This window comes from Maribacter zhoushanensis (assembly GCF_029350975.1).
Lineage (GTDB): Bacteria > Bacteroidota > Bacteroidia > Flavobacteriales > Flavobacteriaceae > Maribacter > Maribacter zhoushanensis.
Map to the genome: position 1 here is coordinate 103,211 of NZ_JARKMR010000001.1, position 23,657 is coordinate 126,867.

17 protein-coding genes are annotated in these 23,657 nt (G+C 33.2%); 11 read left to right on the forward strand and 6 right to left on the reverse strand.

Annotated features, from left to right (window positions below; translation table 11 throughout):
* Window positions 1-166 precede the first annotated feature (166 nt).
* Window positions 167-2,026: a cation:proton antiporter gene (locus PXD56_RS00520; RefSeq protein ID WP_276491407.1), complete on the reverse strand. Its 1,860-nt coding sequence runs from the start codon at window positions 2,024-2,026 to the stop codon at window positions 167-169.
* Between the two features lie 555 nt (window positions 2,027-2,581).
* Between PXD56_RS00520 and PXD56_RS00525 the strand changes: the two genes are divergently transcribed.
* From PXD56_RS00525 to PXD56_RS00555, 7 genes are all read left to right on the forward strand, one after another.
* Window positions 2,582-6,418: a PAS domain S-box protein gene (locus PXD56_RS00525; protein WP_276491408.1), complete on the forward strand. Its 3,837-nt coding sequence runs from the start codon at window positions 2,582-2,584 to the stop codon at window positions 6,416-6,418.
* Between the two features lies 1 nt (window position 6,419).
* Window positions 6,420-6,818, forward strand: coding sequence for a response regulator (locus PXD56_RS00530; RefSeq protein WP_276491409.1), 399 nt, complete (start codon window positions 6,420-6,422; stop codon window positions 6,816-6,818).
* A 128-nt stretch (window positions 6,819-6,946) separates the two neighbouring features.
* Complete coding sequence (locus PXD56_RS00535) at window positions 6,947-7,807, forward strand: MBL fold metallo-hydrolase (protein ID WP_276491410.1); 861 nt, start codon at window positions 6,947-6,949, stop codon at window positions 7,805-7,807.
* Window positions 7,808-7,848: 41 nt separating this feature from the next.
* Window positions 7,849-9,498, forward strand: a complete 1,650-nt coding sequence (locus PXD56_RS00540; RefSeq protein WP_276491411.1) for a S8 family peptidase — start codon at window positions 7,849-7,851, stop codon at window positions 9,496-9,498.
* An 18-nt stretch (window positions 9,499-9,516) separates the two neighbouring features.
* Window positions 9,517-11,370: a M1 family metallopeptidase gene (locus PXD56_RS00545; protein WP_276491412.1), complete on the forward strand. Its 1,854-nt coding sequence runs from the start codon at window positions 9,517-9,519 to the stop codon at window positions 11,368-11,370.
* A gap of 74 nt (window positions 11,371-11,444) precedes the next feature.
* Entirely contained in the window at window positions 11,445-11,828 is a 384-nt protein-coding gene (rnpA, locus tag PXD56_RS00550; RefSeq protein WP_276491413.1) for a ribonuclease P protein component, read from the forward strand.
* A complete protein-coding gene (locus PXD56_RS00555) occupies window positions 11,809-13,437 on the forward strand; it encodes a S41 family peptidase (protein ID WP_276491414.1) in 1,629 nt (542 codons plus the stop codon). Before rnpA ends, PXD56_RS00555 begins: the two co-directional genes overlap by 20 nt.
* A gap of 7 nt (window positions 13,438-13,444) precedes the next feature.
* On the opposite strand, the gene PXD56_RS00560 is transcribed toward PXD56_RS00555, so the two are convergent.
* Window positions 13,445-14,317, reverse strand: a complete 873-nt coding sequence (locus PXD56_RS00560) for a 3-keto-disaccharide hydrolase (RefSeq protein WP_276491415.1) — start codon at window positions 14,315-14,317, stop codon at window positions 13,445-13,447.
* Window positions 14,318-14,507: 190 nt separating this feature from the next.
* Here PXD56_RS00560 and PXD56_RS00565 point away from each other — a divergent pair, with 190 nt between their 5' ends.
* Window positions 14,508-16,013 carry a S10 family peptidase gene (locus PXD56_RS00565; protein ID WP_276491416.1) on the forward strand — a complete coding sequence of 502 codons (1,506 nt, stop codon included), beginning with the start codon at window positions 14,508-14,510 and terminating at the stop codon, window positions 16,011-16,013.
* A 14-nt stretch (window positions 16,014-16,027) separates the two neighbouring features.
* On the opposite strand, the gene PXD56_RS00570 is transcribed toward PXD56_RS00565, so the two are convergent.
* A complete protein-coding gene (locus tag PXD56_RS00570) occupies window positions 16,028-16,657 on the reverse strand; it encodes a hypothetical protein (protein ID WP_276491417.1) in 630 nt (209 codons plus the stop codon).
* A 102-nt stretch (window positions 16,658-16,759) separates the two neighbouring features.
* On the reverse strand, window positions 16,760-17,953 hold the full coding sequence (locus PXD56_RS00575; protein WP_276491418.1) for a C40 family peptidase: 1,194 nt from the start codon (window positions 17,951-17,953) through the stop codon (window positions 16,760-16,762).
* A 56-nt stretch (window positions 17,954-18,009) separates the two neighbouring features.
* On the opposite strand from PXD56_RS00575, the gene PXD56_RS00580 reads away from it, so the two are divergent.
* Both PXD56_RS00580 and PXD56_RS00585 read left to right on the forward strand, forming a co-directional pair.
* On the forward strand, window positions 18,010-19,239 hold the full coding sequence (locus PXD56_RS00580; protein WP_276491419.1) for a DNA cytosine methyltransferase: 1,230 nt from the start codon (window positions 18,010-18,012) through the stop codon (window positions 19,237-19,239).
* 150 nt (window positions 19,240-19,389) lie between these two features.
* A complete protein-coding gene (locus PXD56_RS00585) occupies window positions 19,390-19,764 on the forward strand; it encodes a hypothetical protein (RefSeq protein WP_036150827.1) in 375 nt (124 codons plus the stop codon).
* 47 nt (window positions 19,765-19,811) lie between these two features.
* Here the strand turns inward: PXD56_RS00585 and PXD56_RS00590 are convergent, their stop codons facing one another.
* Together PXD56_RS00590 and rpiB are read right to left on the reverse strand one after the other, a co-directional pair.
* The gene (locus PXD56_RS00590; RefSeq protein WP_276491420.1) at window positions 19,812-20,255 is read right to left on the reverse strand and encodes a GNAT family N-acetyltransferase; all 444 of its coding nucleotides are present in this window, start codon (window positions 20,253-20,255) and stop codon (window positions 19,812-19,814) included.
* A gap of 112 nt (window positions 20,256-20,367) precedes the next feature.
* Window positions 20,368-20,796, reverse strand: coding sequence for a ribose 5-phosphate isomerase B (rpiB, locus tag PXD56_RS00595; protein WP_276491421.1), 429 nt, complete (start codon window positions 20,794-20,796; stop codon window positions 20,368-20,370).
* 646 nt (window positions 20,797-21,442) lie between these two features.
* On the opposite strand from rpiB, the gene rnr reads away from it, so the two are divergent.
* A complete protein-coding gene (gene rnr, locus PXD56_RS00600; protein ID WP_276491422.1) occupies window positions 21,443-23,635 on the forward strand; it encodes a ribonuclease R in 2,193 nt (730 codons plus the stop codon).
* The last annotated feature ends 22 nt before the right edge of the window (window positions 23,636-23,657 follow it).

The window sequence follows — 23,657 nt, forward strand, 5'->3', positions numbered from 1 at the left end:
TAATGATACCGTAAAACTATAGTCAATACGTGCTTAAATAAAGTAGATTCTGCCCAATTGGGACAAAAAAGGGATGAATTGGGAGTAACTCTGGTGAAAAGAGTTCTGTAACACCAAATGTTTTTAGTGTAGAAATAATTTTTATGGATGTAAAGTAAAAGTGTGCTTATTTACTTTCTTTAGCTTCTTCTTTATCTGGGTCTTCGTTTGGAAACATTTTACCCAAATACGCCAACTTATACCCTTTTTGAATGTCTGTAAATTCCTTACTGAACGCGGTAATAATTTGAATATCGCCTTCTGGGTCTAACAAGAACAAAGGAACTATATCGGCATCTGCCTTCGTTATTTCTATCAAGCCTTCATAGTGTTCTGTATCATGAAGTTCAATTTCATGAATGGCCGGAAATTTTCTTGCAGCTTCTGTCAATTTAATAAAATCATCTGTATGAGAGAACAAGCCTTCTTTTGGGTTATTCTCTGGATCAGACATTTCATCTGTATCTACCAATCTAAATGACCCATTCTCACCAAATGCATCTTGAAATTTATTTATGGCATACTTATTTATATCAGAATTTGCAGTCAAGGCCATCAAGTATCCAATATCATTTAGCTCTATGTTATCGGTTAAATTGTCTGAATATATATTCGCTGAAATAGCTTCTAAGCCTAATTTTTCAGTTTTATCAATATTAGACTGGTTATTGTCTATTAATACTACGTGCCTTTCGTTTTTATGTAAATATTCACCAATTAGACGCGATACTTTTGATGCTCCTAAAATTAAAATTCCTTCAGACTTATTTAGAAAAACACCTATTAGTTTGGCAAAAATTCTAGCCGTTGTAGCATTTAATAAAACGGTACCAAGCACAATCATGAACACTAATGGTGTAATATACTCTGCCCCAGCTTCTCCTCTAGCCAGTAATTTTGATCCAAATAAAGATGCTATACCAGCGGCTACAATACCTCTAGGACCTACCCAACTGATAAATAGTTTTTCATTGAACTTTAAATTAGAACCAATAGAACTTAAAAAGACTCCAAGTGGTCTAATAATCAATACAATGGATAAGAACAGTGCTATCGTTTTCCATGTAAAAATTAATTCTAGATCAGAAATATCAATATTGGCAGCCAGTAAAATAAACAGAATGGATATTAAAAGAATACTTAAAGATTCTTTGAAATATAATAGCTCTTTAATATTCGGTAAATTGGTATTACCCATCACCATACCCATTACAACTACCGCTAATAGACCAGATTCATGTGCAAAGACATCTGACATTACAAAAACCCCTAAAACTACGGATAACGATACTACGTTTAATAAATAGTGTGGTATAAAGTTCTTCTTGATTAAAAATGTAAGCGCATGAGCAAAAGTAAAACCGAAAGTAAAACCGAATAACAAGATTTTAGCAAATTCAATCAAGGCGGTCATGGTATATGCTTGACCTTCGCCTACACTAATAAATTCATATACTAAAACTGCAGCCAACGCACCAATGGGATCAATTAAAATACCTTCCCATTTTAATATGGCAGAAACATCTTTTTTAAGTGGAATATTTCTTAAAATAGGAGTAATTACCGTTGGTCCTGTTACAATTATTAAGGCAGAAAACAAGAAACATAGTTGCCATGATAGCCCGAATAAAAAGTAGGCTGCCAATGCCGCACCAAAGAAGGTTGTTAAACTACCAAGGGTAATCAGTTTAGTAATTACCGGACCAATATTCTTAATCTCTGAACGCTTAAGCGTAAGTCCGCCCTCAAAAAGTATAATACTGATTGCTAATGACACAAAGTAATACAGCCCTTCACCAGGAAAAAGACCTTTGTCTCCGTTCCATATAGGTTCAATAATCTTAGAACCATCTTCAGTATACAATGTTGATAATGGTCCTACGATTAAACCTATAAGAATTAAAGGTAAAATTGCAGGTAATTTTAAGCGCCAAGCCACCCATTGAGCAAGTATTCCTAAAATGATGATTCCAGCAAGCTCTAGCATTTATTCGATTTTGGATAAAAATAACAATTAAACGCCACTATATTACATAAAAGCACAGGGAAACAGCGCATTTTTACATGCTAACTTTGAATGCTAATTTTAAAAATATTGAATTTATACCTAATTGCTTAAAGAGATAGATGCCGGTAATTATTACATCATCTTTAAGTATTTTGTTTCATAAATATTATAAAAACATATGTTAATCCCTTTAAATCTAGATTAACTGTTAAACAGTTTTGCCATAAACCTATTAAAAAAGTAGATTTTAAAAACCAAGTTAATTTATGTAGCCTTAATAAGTGTAGCGTTTACACTAAGTTATATCCTACAAAAGACCAAGAAAACACCCTTTATGTGCTATACTTTTTTAACTTCGTATAAAACCTAAGAATTCAATTAATCAATGTTTAAAACAACTTTGTTTTTTAGAATTTGGAGTTTTAAGAACACTATAAATTAATACTATTAAATGAAAGCCAAATACCTGTTTAAACATTTCACGCAGGATTAGAATAATATATAACCAACCATAGTATAACCGAAATTATAAGAATGTCTGAATCCGTTAATCGGTCTATCTTTAAAAGCCCATTATTTTATGGTTTTTTGGCATTTATGCTAGTGTTTATTATATCTCAGTTTGTAGCCTTTCAAAAATATCAGCTTTATCAAAAATCAGAGCAACAAGAGGTTGAACAACGAGTTTCTAAACTAAAGGTTGATCTACAAAATATATTGGGGCAAAGTTTTAATGCTACCCAAACTTTAGCATTTATAGTTGAACATTATGGTGTACCAAATAATTTTGACAGTGTAGCCCAGTTACTTTTAAATAGTAATAATGGTGTAGATGCATTGGAGTTGGTAAATGAGCACGGTGTAATTACCCATGTACATCCTTTAAAAGGAAACGAAGTTATTGGTCTAAATATTCTAAAAGATCCAGACAACAAATTTGGAGCAAAAAAAACTTTAGAAGAACAAGATTATTATACCGCTGGACCTTTATATCTACAACAAGGTGGTTCTGGAATCATTGGTCGTAAACCTTTATATAAAGATGGTAAATTCAACGGTTTTGTAGCGGCTGTAGTCAGGTTGTCAACAGTTATAAAAGCAATACAGTTAGATACTGTCAAAGAAAAACGTTTCTCTTATAAATTAGTAAAAATTAACGCTGATAAAACTGAAGAAACATTTTTTGCTTCTCAGGATATCAATTATGAAAATGCCATTGGTATACCACTTACGGCAAGCAAGGGAGAGTGGAAATTGTATGTGTTCTCAAAACAACACCGCACTAACTCTACTACCATATTGTTTTCTATTTTAGGCTTCTTATTATCATTTGTTTGTGGAATTCTCGTATGGTTTTTAATGAAACAACCAGAGAAGTTAAACAGACTGGTTGAAGAGAAAACAGCTTTACTTAAGTTAAGTCAAGATAGATATCGATTACTAATAGAAGAGGCTTCAGATGCTATTATATTAAGCGATTTCAATGCTAATATTTTAGACATTAATCCTTACGGTGTACATATTTTTGGTTATTCTAAAGATGAGTTATTAACTAAAAACCTGAAAGAACTTGTTTCTCCAGAAGAGGCTGATAAAATACCTGCTAGATATAAAGAGATGAGGACGGGCAAAACAGTACGTTCAGAGAGAACTTTGGTTAAAAAGGATGGCTCTTTGTTTCATGCTGAAGTAAGTGCCAAAAAATTAAGCAATACCACAGTTTTAGGTATCATAAGAGATATTACAGAAAGGAAAAGAGCAGATATTGAAAAGCAGAAACTTGTTTCTGTTATTGAAAATAGTCCAGGGTTTATAGGCTTGGCAACTTTAGAAGGAAATCCTCTTTTCATGAACGATGCAGGTAAGAGACTAATTAATCTACCATGTGATTTTGACATAAACAATGCCTCTATATTCGATTTATTTCCTGAAAAATATAAAGATGTTGTTCAAAATGAACACCTACCTGCAATAATGGAAAAGGGATTATGGACAGGCGAAGCACCTATTAGAGACTTTAAAAACAATACCACTATTCCATTAGAATTTTATGGATTTCTAATTAAAGACAAAACATCTAATGAGCCTATTGGTATAGGATCTATAGGATTTGATATTACCGAACGAAAAAAAACTCAGAAAGAGATTTTGGAACTTCAGGGTAAAATGAATTCTGCTATACGTATCGGTAAAATTGGGTACTGGGATTTTGATATTGAATCTGCTACTTTTAATTGTTCTCCGCTCATGTACTCTATTTATGAAATGGATGAAAGTACAATTTTAACCATAGCGTATTTAGAAAGTATTATTCACCCAGATGATCTAGAGTTACATAGACAAAATGTCAAAGACATTATAATAGACAAAACTACCCATGCCTTTACTTACCGAATCATAGTAAACGGAAACATTAAATATTTAATGGTAGAAGTAGAGGTGATAAGAGATCCTGAAAATTTAGCTATAAAATATAGAGGTACGGTCATAGATATAACAAAAGAGAAAGAAGCTGATATTGAAATTTTAGACCTAAAGAATAAAATGGAAATAGCCATGCGGATTGGTAAAATTGGTTATTGGGATTATGATTTTAATACTAAAATACTCTATTGGTCTCCCAGACTTTATTCTATTTATGACGTTGACCCTCAAATCAAAATAAGTTTACCCTTCGTTGAAAGTTTAATGCATCCAGACGATTTAGAAAGTCATAGAGAACTTTTAAGGAGTGTTACAGAAGATGTTGACACCTATTCTTTAAATTATAGAATAATACTTAAAGATGGTTCCATAAAGCATATTATAGCTGAAATGGAGGTTTTAAGAAATGAGGATAAATCCCCAATAAAATATAGAGGCACCATCATAGATATTACCAAACAAAAAGAAGCGGAAGAAAAAATTCTATCACTTCAAACTAAAATGAATGCGGCTATTAGAATAGGCAAGTTTGGTTACTGGTATTGGGATATGAGCGAAGAGGTTGTAGAGTGGTCTAAAGAAATGTATGAAATACATGATATAGCGCCAAGTACAATAATGACACCAGAAATTATAAAAGAACTAATTTATTCTGAAGATGTTTCATTAATAGAATCAAGAATGGCTTCTACCAAAGAAGCGCAAAATTCAGAATCGGTAATTTATAGGATTCAAAAAGATGACCTTACTTTTAAATACTTTTTAGCTTATGCTGAAATAATATTTAGTGATGATGGTCATCCTCTAATTTATCATGGTACAGCCATGGATATTACAAAAAGCGTGTTGGCAGAAAAAGCGTTGAAAGAAAGTCAAGAAAAATTTTCAAAGGCATTTCAGACCAATCTTATGGGTATGATCATATTAGACGAACACAGAAGGGTTACTGAAGCCAATAAAATGGCCTATCACATATTGAATACAACAAATCAAAAAATTATAGGAAAGACTATAGTAGAATCTGGTGATATTATTATTGATGAAAATGAGCGAGAACGACTTTGGAACAAATTTAATAATGAAGGAGAAATAGTTAATCAAGAATATAAGATAGAACTTAAAAACGGTTCCAAAAAAACACTTTTAATCTCCATGGTACCACTTTCTTTAAATAATACTAAAAGCTATTTGGTAAATATATTTGATGATTCTAAAAGAAAGGAAGCAGAAGGCAACTTAGAAAATCAATACCTAGAATTACAAAAGACGAACTCTGAACTAGATAGTTTCGTTTATAGTGCATCTCATGAACTAAGAGCGCCTTTATCATCAGTACTAGGTTTAATTCATTTAATTCAATTAGAGGAGATAGAGCCAAAACTGTCCCAACACTTGAATATGATGAAAAAATCAATTGAGCGGTTAGATAGCTTTATTAAAGATATCATTGAATATTCACGCAACAAACATCTTAGCGTAAGACTAGAAACAATTAATTTTACTACCTTGATCGAGAACTCACTTGAAAGTTTTTGGTATTTAGATAACACAAGTAAAATTAACATAGAAGTAAATATTGAAGATGATATAAGTTTTGTTTCGGATAGTAAGAGAATTTCAGTTTTATTGAATAATTTTATATCTAATGCAATAAAATATCATGATTTAAATAAAGATAGACCCTCTATTTGGATCAGTATTAAAACAAGTAAAAAGCAAGCAATTATAGAAGTTAAGGACAATGGGGTAGGTATGGCAGAAGATCAGCTGGACAAAATTTTTGAAATGTTCTATAGAGTATCTTCTAAAGTAATGGGTTCTGGTATTGGTTTGTTTATTGTTAAAGAGATTATTACAAAACTAAGGGGTACTATTGAGGCAACATCTAAGGTAGGTGAAGGCACAAAATTTACCCTAAAAATACCAAATGAATTAGGCAGATTATAATATGAATAAGAACGTAAATATTTTGTTGATAGACGATTCTGATGTAGATAATTTCATTAACAAAGCCATTATTTCAAAAGAGGATAATATATCTCAAATAACCACTATGACCTCTGGTCATGATGCTCTGGAATATTTGAAAGGAATAATTGATAACACTGAAGCTTACCCAGACGTAATTTTTCTTGATATAAAAATGCCAAGAATGAACGGTTTTGAATTTTTAGATGAATATCAAAAACTAGCAGACACCCTTACCGATTACTGTAGAATATATATTTTAAGTTCTTCAATAGATTCAATAGACTCTGACAAAGGAAAAGATTACCCAGTGGTTAAAAGACATTTAACCAAACCTTTGGCACATCACCAGATTGGTGATATACTTGCCGAAGATTAGCCGTCTTGATCGTAATACCATATTTCTTTAAGGTTTAAAGGCTAATAACACTAGTATACTGAGCGTTAAATGATAATATATTCTTAATAACTCTAAGATATCATAGCACTTTTATTATTTTGCCAATTATGAACATTTATCCTATTGAAACCGGTAATTTCAAATTGGACGGCGGAGCTATGTTCGGTGTGGTACCCAAAACCATTTGGCAAAGAACAAACCCGGCAGACGATAATAATTTAATTGATATTGCTGCAAGAAGCCTATTAATTGAAGATGGTGATAGGTTAATATTGGTAGATACCGGTATGGGCAATAAACAATCTGACAAATTTTTTGGCTATTATTATCGCTGGGGAGATTTTACCATAGATTCTTCTTTAAAAAAATATGGATTTCATAGAGATGATATTACCGATGTCTTTTTAACCCATCTCCATTTTGATCATGTCGGTGGTTCCATTCAGTGGAATAAGAATAGAACCGGATACGAACCTGCCTTCAAGAATGCTAAATTCTGGACCAATGAAAAACATTGGAAATGGGCAATGGAAGCTAATCCAAGAGAAAAAGCATCATTCCTTACTGAGAATTTAATGCCAATGGAAGAGAGTGGTCAATTGAATTTTGTTGATGATGCCAATGAGAGTTTCCTTAAAAACAGTCCGCTAGGTTTTGATATCCGCTTTGTTGATGGTCATACAGAAAAACAAATGCTGCCCCAATTCTCATATCAAGGTAAAACAATAGCCTATATGGCAGACCTGATACCTACCGTTGGTCATATCTCATTACCTTATGTTATGGGGTATGATACTAGGCCGCTAATGACAATGTCAGAAAAAAAGATATTCTTGAACGAAGCTGCAGATAATAATTACTATCTCTTTTTTGAGCACGATGCACATAACCAACTTTGTACCTTAAAACACACGGATAGGGGTGTTCGTTTAGATAAAATTTATTCTTTTAACGAGCTCTTCAATTAATAATAAACTAACAATAAACATTAACTAATAGTTGCCCATAAATGACAAATTCATATTATAAATCAATTTTTGCCCTTTCAATAGCTGCAATATTAACAGGGTGTGGAAGCACTAAAACAGCTGGTGGAAGTGGATTAATTCTTACCCCAGTAGAAAACATAGATGCTACTCCCTTAAAAATTTCTGACCTTACTACCAGTGAAAAGAATAACTGGGGGCATTTAGATCTTGTTACCGATACCATACCGGGTATGAGTGTAGATAAAGCATACAGCGAAATCATTAAGAACAAAAAAGGAACCAAAACAATTGTTGCCGTACTTGATTCTGGTATTGATTTAGATCATGAAGATCTTGTAAACGTATTATGGACCAATACCAAAGAAAAAGCTGGTAATGGTATAGATGATGATGGTAATGGCTTTATTGACGATATACACGGTTATAATTTCTTGGGCGAATCTTATAACGAGCAGTTAGAATACGTTCGTATGCTTCGTTTAGGCATTGGTGACGCTGCTACTTTAGCAAAGGCAAAAACCAAATTAGATACCAAATACAATGAGGCTCTACAGGGTAAAGAACAATATGAATCTATATACCAAGCCGTAAAAAATGCAGATGAAGATGTAAAGAAGTATCTAAAAAAAGATACATACACAAAAAAAGATCTTGCTGCCATAACCGCTACTGATGAAACCATGCAACGTAATGTTGCCATTCTTAATCAAATGTTCGGCATTAATGAAACGATACCAGGTGTTCTTAAAGATTTAACGAACGGACTTAAATATTATAATGAGCAACTTAACTATAATCTAAATAAAGATTTCAATGGTAGGTCATCTGTTGGTGATAATGCCTATGATATTACCGATGTAGACTACGGTAATGGCAACCCAAATAACAGGGTAGATGACGAAAGTCACGGTACGCATGTAGCAGGTATAATCGCTGCTGAACGTAACAACGGCAAGGGTGTTAACGGTGTTGCTAATAATGTTGCTATTATGAGTATTAGAGCCGTGCCTAATGGTGATGAGTATGATAAGGATATTGCTAGAGGTATTCGTTATGCAGTTGATAACGGTGCGCGAGTTATTAATGGAAGTTTTGGTAAATCTTTTTCTCCAAATGCTGATTGGGTGTATGATGCTATTAAATATGCTGCCGACAATAATGTTCTTTTTGTTCATGCGGCCGGTAACGATGGTGCAGATTTAGATAACCCTGTCAACGCCAACTTCCCTAATGATCAAATTAATAACGGACCAGAAATTGCCGATAACGTAATAACTGTAGGTGCTTTGAACCCAAAATACGGATCTGAATTGGTAGCAAGCTATTCTAATTACGGAAAAATTAATGTAGATATTTTTGCTCCAGGTACAGATATCTATTCTTCATACCCTAATAACGAATATGAATATTCTCCTGGTACCTCTATGGCAGCACCCGGTGTTGCAGGTGTTGCTGCCTTGGTAATGTCTCAATATCCAAGCTTAACCGCTGCGCAAGTGAAAAAAATAATACTGCAATCTGGATTACCGATTAAAACGAAAGTAGTTCTAGGTAAAAACACGGGTAAAAGTGGATCTTTAGATGAAATTTCTACTTCTGGTAAAATAGCAAATGCCTACAATGCATTGGTTTTAGCTAGTAAAGTAGCTGCAGGACAGATTAAATTATAATACTTACACAACTCATATATGACTAAATCATTTTTTACATTTCTAACAGCAATTTTCTCTATAGGATTGCTAGCTCAGAACAAGACAGATTATTGGCAGCAACATGTTGATTATACTATGGATGTTGATATGGATGTTGAGACTTTTCAATATACCGGTACTCAAACCTTGGTATACACGAACAACTCACCCGATGAGTTAAAACGTGTCTATTTCCATTTGTATTTTAATGCTTTTCAACCAGGTAGTGAAATGGATATTCGCCTGCAGACAATTGCCGATCCAGATGATAGAATGACTACGCCTGATAAGAATAGTAGAATTGCTTCTCTAACCGATAGTGAAATAGGTTACTTACATGCTACTTCTTTAACACAAGATGGCAGCAAGGTTTCCTTTTCTGAAGAAGGTACCGTATTGGTTGTTGATTTAGCCAAGCCGATAGCAGCTGGTGCAAAGTCAACCTTTAATATGGAATTTAAAGGTCAAGTACCTTTACAGATTAGACGTTCTGGTAGAAATAGTGAAGAAGGCGTTGCCTTGTCAATGAGCCAATGGTATCCAAAATTGGCAGAATATGACTTTGAAGGCTGGCATGCGGATCCCTATATTGCACGTGAGTTTCAAGGTGTTTGGGGTGATTTTGATGTAAAATTGACTATTGACAAAGACTATACTGTTGGTGGAAGTGGATACTTACAAAACCCTAACGAAATTGGTCATGGGTATGAAACACCTGGCACTAAAATTAAAAAACAAAAAGGAAAGACATTAACTTGGCACTTTAAAGCCCCAATGGTACATGATTTTATGTGGGCAGCAGACCCAGAATACATTCATGATATTCAACAAGTACCTGATGGACCTGTACTTCATTTTCTTTATAAAGACAATGCTAAAATTTTAGAGAATTGGAAAAAACTTCAGCCTAAAACTATTGAGGCTATGGAGTTCTTTAGTAAGAATATAGGTAAATATCCTTATGATCAATATTCTGTTATTCAGGGTGGCGATGGTGGTATGGAATATGCCATGTCAACACTTATTACAGGTAACCGTAAGTTCGGTAGCCTTGTAGGTGTTATGGCTCATGAAATGGCGCACTCTTGGTTTCAACACATTTTAGCTACTAATGAAGCTAAACATGAGTGGATGGATGAAGGGTTTACTTCTTTTATCTCTAAGCTTTGTATGACTGAAATTATGGACTATGAAAAAGAAAATCCATTTGAGGGTACTTATAAAGGCTATAGAAATTTAGCGCTGTCGGGCAAAGAACAACCTCAAGGTACCTATGCCGATCGTTACGCTCTTAACTTTGCTTACGGTATTTCTGCGTATAGCAAGGGCTCTATATTTTTATCTCAGTTAGGCTATGTTATAGGTCAAGATAAGTTGATGGAAACTATTCGTAAGTATTATGAAGAGTTTAAATTTAAGCACCCTGTACCTAATGATTTTAAACGTGTTGCTGAAAAGGTATCTGGTTTTGAACTAGATTGGTACCTAACAGATTGGACACAGACAACAAATACTATTGATTATGGTATTAAAGACGTTTCGGCATCAGAAAACAACACTAAAGTTACTTTAGAACGTATTGGTCTTATGCCAATGCCTTTAGATGTTTTGGTGGTTTATAATGATGGAACCAAAGAAACTTTTTACGCTCCTTTACGTATGATGCGAGGCGAAAAAGAGAACCCATATGAGGGTATTGAAAGAACTGTAATTGAAGATTGGCCATGGGCTTACCCAACCTATGATTTTGAAATTAATAAACCAATGTCTTCAATACAAGCAATTGTAATAGATCCTTCTCAGTTAATGGCAGATGTTAATTTAGAGAATAATGTTTGGCAAACAGAGTAGTATCTTTTGCTAATCTTTAAGATATAAATGCCCCCATATTGGGGGCTAATTCTTTTTTAAAACTTCTTTTATAAATGGATGCATCCTTCGGAAAAAAGGAAAAACTAAAAAGTAAAATACTCATAACCCAATTGTTTGAAGAGGGTAGGGGTATTTCCGTTTATCCGTTGAAATTAATATATCTATCCGTAGAGCAAAAAGAAGTTCCTATTAAAACCGCCGTTACGGTATCTAAGCGCAATTTTAAAAGTGCCGTAGATAGAAATAATATTAAACGTTTGCTAAGAGAGTCTTACAGACTCAACAAAGGCTTGGTTTTTAACAATACAGAAGCAAACTTTGCGTTTCTATTTTTATACCTTGGTAAGGATATGCCCACCTTTGAGCAGTTAGATCATAAAATGAAGCTCGTTTTAAACAAGTTTAAGCTACAGATTGATGAAAAAAATAGTAAGTAAAAAAGTACTTGTACCCATAATTGCCATCGCTTTTCTATTTGTTGGAAGTAGTTATAAGAGCGACTTTTTTGAGATAGCCAAACAGATCGAAATCTTTACCACTTTGTTCAAAGAATTGAACATGAACTACGTGGATGAAACCAACCCGGCAGAATTAATGGATACCGCCATTAAAAATATGCTGAATGAATTGGATCCCTATACTAAATTTTTAAACGAACAAGATGTTGAAACGTATCGCATAAACAACGCCGGTGAATACTCAGGTATTGGTGCCATGGTGCGTTCTTTTGATGATAAATTGTTAATTATAGAACCTCATCAAGGATATCCGGCAGATAAAGCAGGATTAAAGGCCGGTGATGAAATTATACAGATTGGAGATATCAAAGTAGCAGAATTTGAAGATAATGCCAGTGAGCTTTTAAAAGGAGCTAACGGATCAACAATTAATGTTACTTATAAAAGACAAGGTAAGTTAAACACCACAAGTATTACTCGTGAAGGTATTGAAGTAGATGCGGTACCTTTCTTTAAAATGATCGATAACAAAACCGGTTATATTGTTTTAGCAAAGTTTAATGCCAAAGCAACGGGACAGACCAAATCTGCCTTATTAGATTTAAAAGGAAAAGGTGCTGAAAAAATTATATTGGATTTAAGAGGTAACCCTGGTGGTTTATTATCCGAAGCTATTAATGTGACCAACTTATTTGTGCCTAAAGGCGAGTTGGTGGTGACTACAAAATCCAAGGTTAAGAAATTTAACCGTGAATACCATACCAACAACCAACCCGTAGATGAGGAAATTCCATTAGTTGTATTGGTAAATGGAAGTAGTGCCTCTGCCAGTGAAATTGTATCCGGTAGTTTACAAGATTTAGATAGAGCGGTTATTATGGGTGCTAGAAGCTTTGGAAAAGGCTTGGTACAACGCCCTCTAAAACTAACTTATGGTACCCAATTAAAAGTTACTATTTCTAGATATTACACTTCTTCTGGTCGTTGTATACAATCATTAGATTATTGGAATAGAGATGAAAGTGGTAATGCGGTTCGCAATACTACCTTCAACGATTTTACTACCCGTAACGGCAGAAAAGTACAAGACGGTGGTGGTATTTTACCAGATATAGAGGTAGCTACTTCAAAAACAAATGACCTTACATTGGCTTTACTACAGAATAATGTAATTTTCGATTATGCTACCAATTATCATTATACACATAAGTATAACGATGTTGCCGATTTCAAATTCACTGATGCTGATTTTAACGCTTTTAAAAACTACGTAAAGCAAAGTAGTTTCTCTTTTGAGACCAAGGCAGAAGAAGCAATCAAAAAAGCGCTCTCTGGTGAAGAAAACGACTTTTTAGGCTCAGATGTAAAGGATAGCTATAAAACCTTATTAGCAAACATAGAAAAGGGGAAAATTAACGCGTTAGACAAATACCAAAGCGAGATCCAAAAGAACCTAGAAGATGAAATTGTTAAGCGTTATTTCTACAGAGATGGTTTATACCAGTATTACCTAAATAATGACGATGCTATTTTAGCGGCTACCGAGTTATTAAGTAACAATTCTAAGTACAGTGCTATTTTAAAATAGGTGCTACTTAATAGGTGCAAGCTTCTTTATCCGATACTTGGTAGTAAGCCTTAAAGTTATTTGCTTTAGGGTCTGTGCATCCTTTTAAATTTCGAATTTTAATAGCTCTGAAATCAATTGGTTGACCTTCGCTTTGTAAAGCAATAAAACCTTCTGTTAACAACTTACCATCTTGTTTCATTTTAGGGTCATAACCTTTGGCTACACCACCACCAATTTGTGGTTTTGTGTATTCTAATACTGTTTTTCCGTTAATAATATGTTTTACCAATGAATCGTGATACACGACTAACTCTGCAGTTACCCATTGATCACCATAATAGGTGTCTGATGTTGAATTAATACAATGTCTAGGATCTATTTTATCTTCAAAAACCACATCGGTACCTGGTGAGCACATATTACCTGTTGGGCGTTCTACACCTTCTTCTACTCCCGCTAAAAATTGTATTTCTACACTAATAGGCCAGTCTTGCTCCTTTAACATCGTTCGCGGATCTTGAGAATGAAACATTACTCCGCTGTTCAGAATTGTATAATCTGGTGCCCCTCTATATAGTTCACCTACAAAACGATATTGCATCGTTAAATGAAAATCTGAAAATGGCTTATCATAGTATAAATGAGCATATCTATTATTGAATTCCCCTTCGTATTTATCATACCTCACCTTTACCATATCATCTTCTGCCCTAAAGGTATCCGCATAATTATCACCTACTTCGTAATGGTGTACTTTTGTTGTCCATCCATTTAAATCAGTACCATTGAACATGGTTTCCCAACCATCGTTTGTTTCTTGCGAGGTAATTAATCCGCATCCTAATAAAAATAAAAGTGAAGTTACAAGTAGTTGAAATTTAAGTGGTTGTTTTTTCATGTTGATGGTGTTTGGTTGATTTTATTTTATCAAAAGAGGGAACTATTGTAAAAATTCACTTTTAAATATACTCAATGTTCTGATATTTAAAGGTTGCTATTACAGAATTAGATTCCATTAAGTAGCAGTGTTTCTGTTCATTTATTATCCTTACTTTTAAATGTACAAACTAACAATACCTTAATTTAAAATGAGAAATCTACTTTTATTAGCTAGTTGTATTTTACTTCTTCAATCTACCAAAGCACAAAACTCAAAAAAAGAAGTACAGACAAAGCCTATACCAGAAGTAAAATCTTTTATAACAAAACATAAAGGTACTTTTGGCGGTACATCTATTGATTATACAACCACGGCCAAAGAAACTTTTTTAACCAATAAAGAAGGAGATTCTATTGCTACTTTTTGGTCTGTTGCCTATACTAAAACCAGCATGGGAGATGTTACTAAAAGACCGGTAACCTTTGTTTTCAATGGCGGACCAGGGTCTGCTTCTATGTGGTTGCATATGGGTTTTTTTGGACCAAAAATTGTAAAAGTAGATTCTGATGCAAAATCTGATGACGGCGCCGCACCATACAACTTGGTAAACAACGATCACGGTTTACTTGATATTACAGATTTGGTATTTATAGACCCTGTAGGTACCGGTTACAGCAGGTTGGTAGGAAAAGGTGAAGGAAAAGATTTCTACGGATTAAAAGAGGATGTAAATTCTTTTGCCCAGTTTATTAGAAAGTGGGTAACAGAAAATGAACGTTGGTTTTCACCTAAATATTTAGCTGGCGAAAGTTATGGAACTACACGTGCTGCTGCTCTAGGAAAAGCATTGGAAGGTTCTGGTCAAAACATGGCGCTCAACGGAATGATACTTATATCACAGGCACTAGATTATGCCGGTTCAACATCTATTTCAAATAATATTACATCGTTCATTACTTATTTACCTAGTATGGCGGCTACGGCATGGTATCATAAAAAAGCAGGTCAAGGTAAATCTTTAGAAGACTTTACCCAAGAATGTAGAGATTTTACATACAATACCTACGTGCCTTCCTTATACAAAGGCAATTCTTTGAGCGATGCTGAAAAGAATACTTTGGCTGAAAAGCTTTCTTATTTTACAGGATTGGATAAAACATATATTCTGCAATCTAACTTGAGAATATTAATGGGTAGATTTCAGAAAAAATTACTAGAAGATCTAGGTTTGGCTATTGGCAGACTTGACGGAAGGTTTATGGGCGAAGAAGAAGATAAAGTATCTGAAAAACCACATTTGGGAGATGCCGCTAGTTATCAAATAAGTGCTGCCTATACTGCTAGTTTAAATCATTATTTTGCTTCAGAACTTAAGGTGAAAATGGATAGACCTTATATTACTTCTGGTGGTGGATCTAATTGGAGATGGAGAACAGTGCCAGATGGTAAATATTGGGAACCTATGCCAGTAAATACAGCTCCGGAGCTTGGGGAGACCATGCGCAGAAATACCGCAATGAAAGTAATGGTAGCCAGTGGATATTATGATCTAATTACTCCGTTTTTTGATGCTGAATTTACATTTGATAGAAACGGTATTGTAAAAGATCGTGTTGAAATGAAGTATTATGAAGCAGGTCATATGATGTATACACATGAACCAGATTTTATTCAACTAAGTAAAGATATACGCGAATTTATTAAGGCAGATTAATTCACCTCCTTGTTCTATTTTTTAAGAATTAGTACATGTTGATCGTTACATTGTAGATTATAAAAGTTAACAATATCTCTTACATGCTTTTTCTTAAATTCTTTATTTAGAATTTTTTCCACTAAAACGGGGCAATCTGAAAAATAGGTAGAAGCGGCATTTTTAAAATTTTTACTAAAAAGTTGATTAGAACCTAAGTGCGTAATTTCACCATTAATACCTCTTCTAACATAAAGGTTTTTAATATCGTAGTAATTACCGTGTGCCATATTCATTTGACCATTGGCACCACCTACGAACATTGGTGAAGAATACCCTGTTTGTTCAAGAACATATAAGTTAACTGTACCTATTTCTAGTTCTCTTACAACATTGAAATAGCCTTTTTTTGTTTCTAAATAAACATACGTAGAAGGTTCTTCTCTATCATTAATTACTACTTGTTCTAGATTTTCAAAATGATATTTTTCTGGTTTATCTCCTTTATTTTTTTTGAATTTTACTTGGTCTCCGTTTACAAGTTTAGCTAAACCTTGAATTTTGTTTCCGTTCTTAAAATAAATGGTACCTGCATCTTTTTGGGCAATAGCAATAGATGATCCTACAAAACAGCAGATTAAAACTAGAAGTGTCGTTTTTTTCATAGCACGTGAATGATAGATAACTATCATAAAACGAACACATGATTACTATGTTATAATTTTTATCTTAAAATCGATGAAACACCTTTTAATTAAATAAACAGCTTAATCTTTAATAGGTATTGAAATATTTAAGTTTTGAAGCAATGGGTAGTCTTCATTTAATAAGCGCTGTGTTCTTAAATATCTACCTACATTGAACGCATCATAATTTGGTGAGTCTTCATCAACACTGCTTATACGAACCATTTCAGAAGAATGTATAAATTGGTTATCACCAATCCACATGCCTACATGAACTACTTTTTCTGAAGTGGTTTCCGTAGCTTTTCTTCCAAAGAACAATAAATCGCCTTTCTTTAATTTACTGAAATCTGCAACTGAATCTATAGCCTTACCTGCATGTACTTGCTGAGAAGCATCACGTGGTATAACCATACCGTTCAGGTAATAAATAGTTTTTGTATAACCACTGCAGTCAACACCTTTTGTAGAAGTACCGCCCCATAGATAAGGTACTCCCATTAACGTTTTTGAAGTTGCAATAAGTGAATCAGCATTAAAGTTTAAGTTTGAAAGCCAGGTGTTATATTCTTCTGCTTCGGTCTTTAAAATATATGCTTGTCTACCATCTGGAAATTCAATTTTATAGAACTGCTCATTACTACTTAATAGTTTTAATAAACTACCGGCAACAATGTCAGAGGTTCTGCTTTTAGTCTCTTTAGAACTAAATGCATGCCCATAAGTATTTGTGTAAATAATTTTATCTGAAGCTATCCACTTTTCAATAGCATCTGCATTCATTAGTTGTATTCCACCTAGATCAACCCATGCCAAATACTTATCTGGTGTTTGTATCAAATACCAATCTCCTTCTTTTTTTAAAACATTTACAACAGTACCTAATGTAGCCTGTGTTGCAAGTTCTGCAGAATGTTTAGGGTTACTTCTAAGATTAGCTGCAGAGATGTTGATAACCGCTTTTGTCATACCTTCTAATTCATCTGCAGGTAAAATTTTAATATCATTGGTAGCTTCAATGCCTTTTTCTTCTAATAGACTGTTCAAAGAATCTACGGCTAACGGTAAATTGGTTTCACCAGCTAAAATAAAGCCAGACGGACCATCTAATACTTCTAAATTGAAGAGAGCAGTACGCTTATCTGGTGCAAATGCATTTTTTATGATTTCAATTTCTTTGACCAATAATTTCTTTTCATCTATATGTACACCGCATGCTGTATTTAAAGCAATCAAAATCAATACAAAAGACCTCTTTAATAGTATTTTCTTCATCTCTAAAATAATTTCTAATAGTATTAGCCTTGTGAAATTATGTAATTTTATCGCAAATGAAGAAACTAAAGGTCATAGAACTTTTTGCTGGCGTTGGCGGATTTCGCTTAGGATTAGAGGATACCGAGAACTACGAGGTAGTTTGGAGCAATCAATTTGAGCCTAGTACGAAAGCGCAGCATGCCTCAACAGTTTATGAAGCCAGATTTGGTTCTAAAAATCATAGAAACGAAGATATTTCTGAAGTACCTACTAAGGACATACCTGATGCCGATATTTTAGTAGGTGGCTTTCCGTGCCAAGATTATTCCGTTGCGGCTACCTTAAATAATTCTAAAGGACTTATTGGTAAAAAAGGGGTTTTATGGTGGAGTATCCATAGAATTTTATCGGAAAAGAAAAATCCGCCTAAATACTTATTTCTTGAAAATGTAGATCGTTTGTTAAAGTCTCCATCAAACCAAAGAGGTAGAGATTTTGCCATTATGCTTAAAAGTTTAGATGACCTAGGTTATGCTGTAGAATGGAGAGTTATCAACGCTGCAGATTATGGAATGCCACAAAGACGTAGACGCATTTTCTTCTTAGGCTATCATAAATCTACCGTACTTTATAAACAATTTAAAAAAGTGAAAGCCGAAGAATGGATTTTTGAAAAAGGGACAATTGCAACAGCATTTCCTATTACAAGTACTTCTTCTAAAATAATTTCATTTGATATTACCGAAGATCTTGTTTCACTATCTGAAAATTTTAATCTAGGCGAAAAATTATCTCCTTTTCAAAATACCGGAGTATTCATTAAAGGAAAAGTATATACCACCAAAACTACCCCCAGTTATGTTGGTAAAAGAACGGTCTTAGCAGATATTTTGCAGAAAGGGAATATACCAGAAGAGTTTTATATTCCTGAAGAGGAGCATGATAAATGGTATTATCTAAAAGGTGCTAAAAAAGAAACCCGAACTTCTAAATCTGGTTTTGCCTATCATTATAATGAAGGTAACATGATTTTTCCTGACGCTTTAGATAATGCTTCAAGAACAATTATAACGGGTGAAGGTGGTAAGAGTGCATCGCGCTTTAAACATGTTATCAACACCAAAAAAGGGTTACGTAGATTAACTCCCGTAGAATTGGAACGACTAAATATGTTTCCCGATGATCATACTTTACATGAAGGTATCTCTAATACTAAAAGGGCTTTTTTTATGGGTAATGCTTTGGTAGTAGGTGTAGTAAAAAAAATAGGTAAAGTTCTTTCAGACAAAATAAAATCAACCTAGTTTATTATTCTAATCTTAGGCTTCTAGAGCTTATTTTCTAATAGAAAAATACAAATAGAATAGACACACAAAAGTCATTTCTTAACTTAACATATTGTTAATCAACGTTTAAAATTAGGAATTGTCCTTTTTTTTATTATTTTATTAGCTATGGTAAAAGTAGAAAAGTCAGAAAACGTAGAATTTTTAGAAAAGTCAATTCAACATTTAGAAGCTACCGGTTTTGAGAACATTAAAGCTGATATGGAAGGCTATGAAACCCCTAAATCATATTCAAGAAAAGGTTTGGAAGACAATGTTACTCCAGATATTGTAGCTATCAAAAATGGTAGAAAATACTATTTTGATATCAGTCTAAAATCACCAAAAACTAGGTTACTTAAATCTAAGTGGTTGTTTTTAGATACTTTGAGTAGAATGAATTCTAATAGATTTAGGATTATAACTACAAAAGGCCATTATAAGTTTACCGATAATATGTTAGAGGATATTAACCTTAGTAATAAAACACCTATCAAAATTTAAACATATAAATACAACATATTAAAAAAGACCGCTTATAGCGGTCTTTTTTATTTTTTAATCATTGCTATATGTGGTATACCGTCTTCCAAATACTCTTCTCCTGTGGCATTAAAGCCTAAATCAGTATAGAACTTGGTTAGGTATTTTTGAGCTGAAATTTTAATTTCATAGGTATTGTAATGTTCTTCTACTGCATCAATAGAAGCTTGCATGATTACTTTTCCATAACCAAATTTTCTAAAATCTTTATGTACGGCTACTCTGCCTATACTGGCTTGGTCAAAATAATCACCAGGTTTAAAAATACGGGTATAAGCCACTACAGAATTATTTTTATATCCTATTACATGAATAGCCTTAGAATCTTTACCATCTATATCTTGATACACGCAATCTTGCTCTACTACAAAAATTTCACTTCTTAACTGTAGTACATTATATAGTTCTTCAATATCAAATTCTTTGAAATTCTTTACCTTAATATCTAACATGAAATTGTTCAATTAACTAGTTATGTTCATATCTATTATGAAATAACTATATGATTTATAAATGGTTATAATAACTATTTTAGGTTATCAACATAGTTGTAATAACTAGCTATTAAAGCGGAATCTTTTCAATTCTACGTTCATGTCTACCACCCTCAAAAGAAGTATTTAAAAAAGTAGAGACCATTTCTAGTGCTTGCGGTAACGCTATGTATCTTGCAGGTAGGCTTAAAATGTTTGCATCATTATGTTCTCTTGCCAGTTTAGTAATTTCTTTGGTCCAACAAAGGGCTGCTCTTACATTTTGTTGTTTATTAGCGGTCATACAAGCCCCGTTACCACTACCACAGATCAGAATACCATAGTCTGCTGTACCATTTTCAACATCTAGGGCAACAGGGTGTGCAAAATCTGGATAATCTACACTATCAGTGCCATCTGTACCATAATTAATAACTTCAACTTGTTTAGATTTTAGTAAACCTATAATAGCTAACTTGTATTCCGTACCAGCGTGGTCATTACCAATAGCTATTTTCATATGCGTAGTATTTAAAGGTTAATAGTTCTTGTTTATATCCAGTGGGGGTGGAACAAAACCAAGCTAAAGGTACAATAATCAGGCATTCACAACAAAAAACGAGGGGTTCACAACAATAGTTATCATGGCATTAATAAAAATTGTTAATTAGTATGTTATAAGCAAGATTACTTAATGCATAAATTGTTTAGAAAAAGTTGCTAAAAAATTTGGTTATTAAGGTTAACATCTGCTTACACTTTTAATCCTCTGAAGACGAATTTAAATATTAGAAACTATTAGAGGATTTTCATCAAATTAACATCCCTAGTTAACATTAAAATTACATTTAGTTATTAATAAATTCATGTTAATAGCACTTATAAACCATGTTTAATAACTCTTCAAAATACTGATTTTCAATTGTAGTTTCATAAAACATATTGTCAACAAGTATTAGTATCTCATAAAGACAAGTAATATAGAAATAAGTTATTCTAGATATTAACAAGCTATAATAATCATTAATATTTAATTTAATTTAAAAGAAAAAATGTCTAATATGATATATATGTTAATAACAACTCGTTTACTTAACTTTTCAATAAGAAGTTGAATAACAGCTAGTGGATTATAATTCGTAATTTTCCAATAAATTAAAAGTTTAATGTCAAAGAAGAATAAGAAGGCGAAGAATCATAGAAAGAACGAAATTACAAGAGGAATTTTTACTGTTCTAGAAAAAGAGCCAAATAAAAGTTTCAACTATAAGCAGATAGCTGCTAAATTAAATATAACTGATGCTCAAGATAGAAATACCCTTATTAAAAGGTTAACCGAGCTCAAAGAGAAAAAAAGAATTCAAGAAATTGATAGAGGTCAATATAAAGTATTAGAAAATACTAAATCTTACCATGAAGGTACGGTAGATGTTACCGGTAAGGGTAATGCATATATTGTAGTTGATGGTATGGACGATGATATCTTTATTCCTGCCAATAAATTAAATAAGGCTTTTCATAAAGACAAGGTAGAAGTTTATATCTACCCACGTAAAAAGAGTAAAAAGCTTGAGGGCGAAATAGTTAAAGTACTTGAAAGATACAAAACTACTTTTGTAGGTATTGTTGATATGCAAAAGACATTTGCTTTTGTAAGACCTTCAGATTTTAGAATGTATACTGATATTTTTGTCTCTAAAGATAAATTGAACGGTGCCCAAGATGGTGAGAAAGTTTTGGTTGAAATCACTGATTGGCCAGCCGATGTAGATTCCCCTTTTGGTATAGTTACCGAAGTATTGGGTATACCTGGTGAGCATGATACAGAGATTCATTCCATTTTAGCAGAGTACGGTTTACCTTATTCTTTTCCTGAAGATGTTCAAAATTTTGCTGATGGTTTAGATACCAGTATAAAAGAAGAAGAAATTAAAAAACGTAGAGATTTACGTAATGTTCTCACTTTTACTATAGATCCAAAAGATGCCAAAGATTTTGATGATGCCCTTTCTTTTCAAAAACTTGAAAATGGTAATTATGAAATAGGTATTCATATTGCAGATGTTTCTCATTATCTACAAAAAAATACCATCTTAGATGACGAGGCTTATGAAAGAGCTACCTCTGTTTATTTAGTAGATCGTGTGGTACCTATGTTACCGGAAGTACTTTCTAACAATGCTTGTTCATTAAGACCAAATGAGGAAAAATATACTTTTTCTGCCATTTTTGAATTAGATACGAACGCTATAATAAGAAATCAATGGTTTGGAAGAACTGTAATCGATTCTAACGAACGTTTCGCTTATGAAGAAGCCCAATATATCATTGAGAACGGTAATGGTAACATACCAGAGGATATATCTATCAGAGAAGCTGCTTACACGGTTTCTAAAGACGTTGTAGAAGCTACATTAGAAATGGATAGGCTTGCTAAAATAATGCGCTCTAAGCGTATGGATCAAGGTGCGCTTTCTTTTGATAAAGTTGAAGTACGATTTAATTTAGATGAAAATAGCGAACCTATAGGAGTTTATTTCAAGGAATCTAAAGATGCTAATAAACTTATTGAAGAGTTTATGCTTTTAGCCAATAGAAAAGTGGCTGAATTTATAGGAAAGCAAAAGCCTAAGAAGACCTTTGTTTATAGAATTCATGATGATCCAGATCCAGATAAGTTAATGGCTTTAAATGGTATCGTTTCTAAATTTGGTCATAAATTAGATTTTAAGGATAAAAAATCTATTAGTTCTTCTTTGAATCAATTATTACAAGATGTAAAAGGTAAAAGAGAGCAGAATATGGTAGATACCCTTACTATACGAAGTATGAGCAAGGCTATCTATACTATAGATAATATTGGTCATTATGGGTTGGCTTTTGATTACTATACACATTTTACTTCTCCAATTAGAAGATACCCAGATGTAATGGTTCATAGGCTATTGCAACATTATCTTGATGGTGGTAGTTCTGCCAATGCAGAAGAATTTGAAAAGAAATGTAAGCATTCGTCAGATATGGAATATTTAGCTTCAAGTGCTGAAAGAGATTCTATTAAGTACATGCAGATCAAATTTATGCAGGACCATAAAGATGAAGAATTTCGTGGAGTTATTAGCGGTGTTACGGAATGGGGAATCTATGTTGAAATCATTGCTAACAAATGTGAAGGTATGATTCGTATTAGGGACATCAAGGGAGATTATTATATCTTTGATGAGAAGCAATATGCTATTATTGGTGAACGTACCAAGAAAAAATATACCTTAGGTGATGAAATTACCGTTATGGTTAAAAGTACCGATCTTATAAAAAGGCATTTAGATTTTGCCTTGATTCCGGATGACAATAAATAATTTGGAATAGATTTTGGTATAA

What these genes read in the sequence shown, in the direction of transcription:
- PXD56_RS00520 (WP_276491407.1), bottom strand. Translation starts at nt 2,026, where the DNA reads ATGCTAGAGCTTGCTGGAATCATCATTTTAGGAATACTTGCTCAATGG.
- PXD56_RS00525 (WP_276491408.1), top strand. Translation starts at nt 2,582, where the DNA reads ATGTCTGAATCCGTTAATCGGTCTATCTTTAAAAGCCCATTATTTTAT.
- PXD56_RS00530 (WP_276491409.1), top strand. Translation starts at nt 6,420, where the DNA reads ATGAATAAGAACGTAAATATTTTGTTGATAGACGATTCTGATGTAGAT.
- PXD56_RS00535 (WP_276491410.1), top strand. Translation starts at nt 6,947, where the DNA reads ATGAACATTTATCCTATTGAAACCGGTAATTTCAAATTGGACGGCGGA.
- PXD56_RS00540 (WP_276491411.1), top strand. Translation starts at nt 7,849, where the DNA reads ATGACAAATTCATATTATAAATCAATTTTTGCCCTTTCAATAGCTGCA.
- PXD56_RS00545 (WP_276491412.1), top strand. Translation starts at nt 9,517, where the DNA reads ATGACTAAATCATTTTTTACATTTCTAACAGCAATTTTCTCTATAGGA.
- rnpA (WP_276491413.1), top strand. Translation starts at nt 11,445, where the DNA reads ATGGATGCATCCTTCGGAAAAAAGGAAAAACTAAAAAGTAAAATACTC.
- PXD56_RS00555 (WP_276491414.1), top strand. Translation starts at nt 11,809, where the DNA reads ATGAAAAAAATAGTAAGTAAAAAAGTACTTGTACCCATAATTGCCATC.
- PXD56_RS00560 (WP_276491415.1), bottom strand. Translation starts at nt 14,317, where the DNA reads ATGAAAAAACAACCACTTAAATTTCAACTACTTGTAACTTCACTTTTA.
- PXD56_RS00565 (WP_276491416.1), top strand. Translation starts at nt 14,508, where the DNA reads ATGAGAAATCTACTTTTATTAGCTAGTTGTATTTTACTTCTTCAATCT.
- PXD56_RS00570 (WP_276491417.1), bottom strand. Translation starts at nt 16,657, where the DNA reads ATGAAAAAAACGACACTTCTAGTTTTAATCTGCTGTTTTGTAGGATCA.
- PXD56_RS00575 (WP_276491418.1), bottom strand. Translation starts at nt 17,953, where the DNA reads ATGAAGAAAATACTATTAAAGAGGTCTTTTGTATTGATTTTGATTGCT.
- PXD56_RS00580 (WP_276491419.1), top strand. Translation starts at nt 18,010, where the DNA reads ATGAAGAAACTAAAGGTCATAGAACTTTTTGCTGGCGTTGGCGGATTT.
- PXD56_RS00585 (WP_036150827.1), top strand. Translation starts at nt 19,390, where the DNA reads ATGGTAAAAGTAGAAAAGTCAGAAAACGTAGAATTTTTAGAAAAGTCA.
- PXD56_RS00590 (WP_276491420.1), bottom strand. Translation starts at nt 20,255, where the DNA reads ATGTTAGATATTAAGGTAAAGAATTTCAAAGAATTTGATATTGAAGAA.
- rpiB (WP_276491421.1), bottom strand. Translation starts at nt 20,796, where the DNA reads ATGAAAATAGCTATTGGTAATGACCACGCTGGTACGGAATACAAGTTA.
- rnr (WP_276491422.1), top strand. Translation starts at nt 21,443, where the DNA reads ATGTCAAAGAAGAATAAGAAGGCGAAGAATCATAGAAAGAACGAAATT.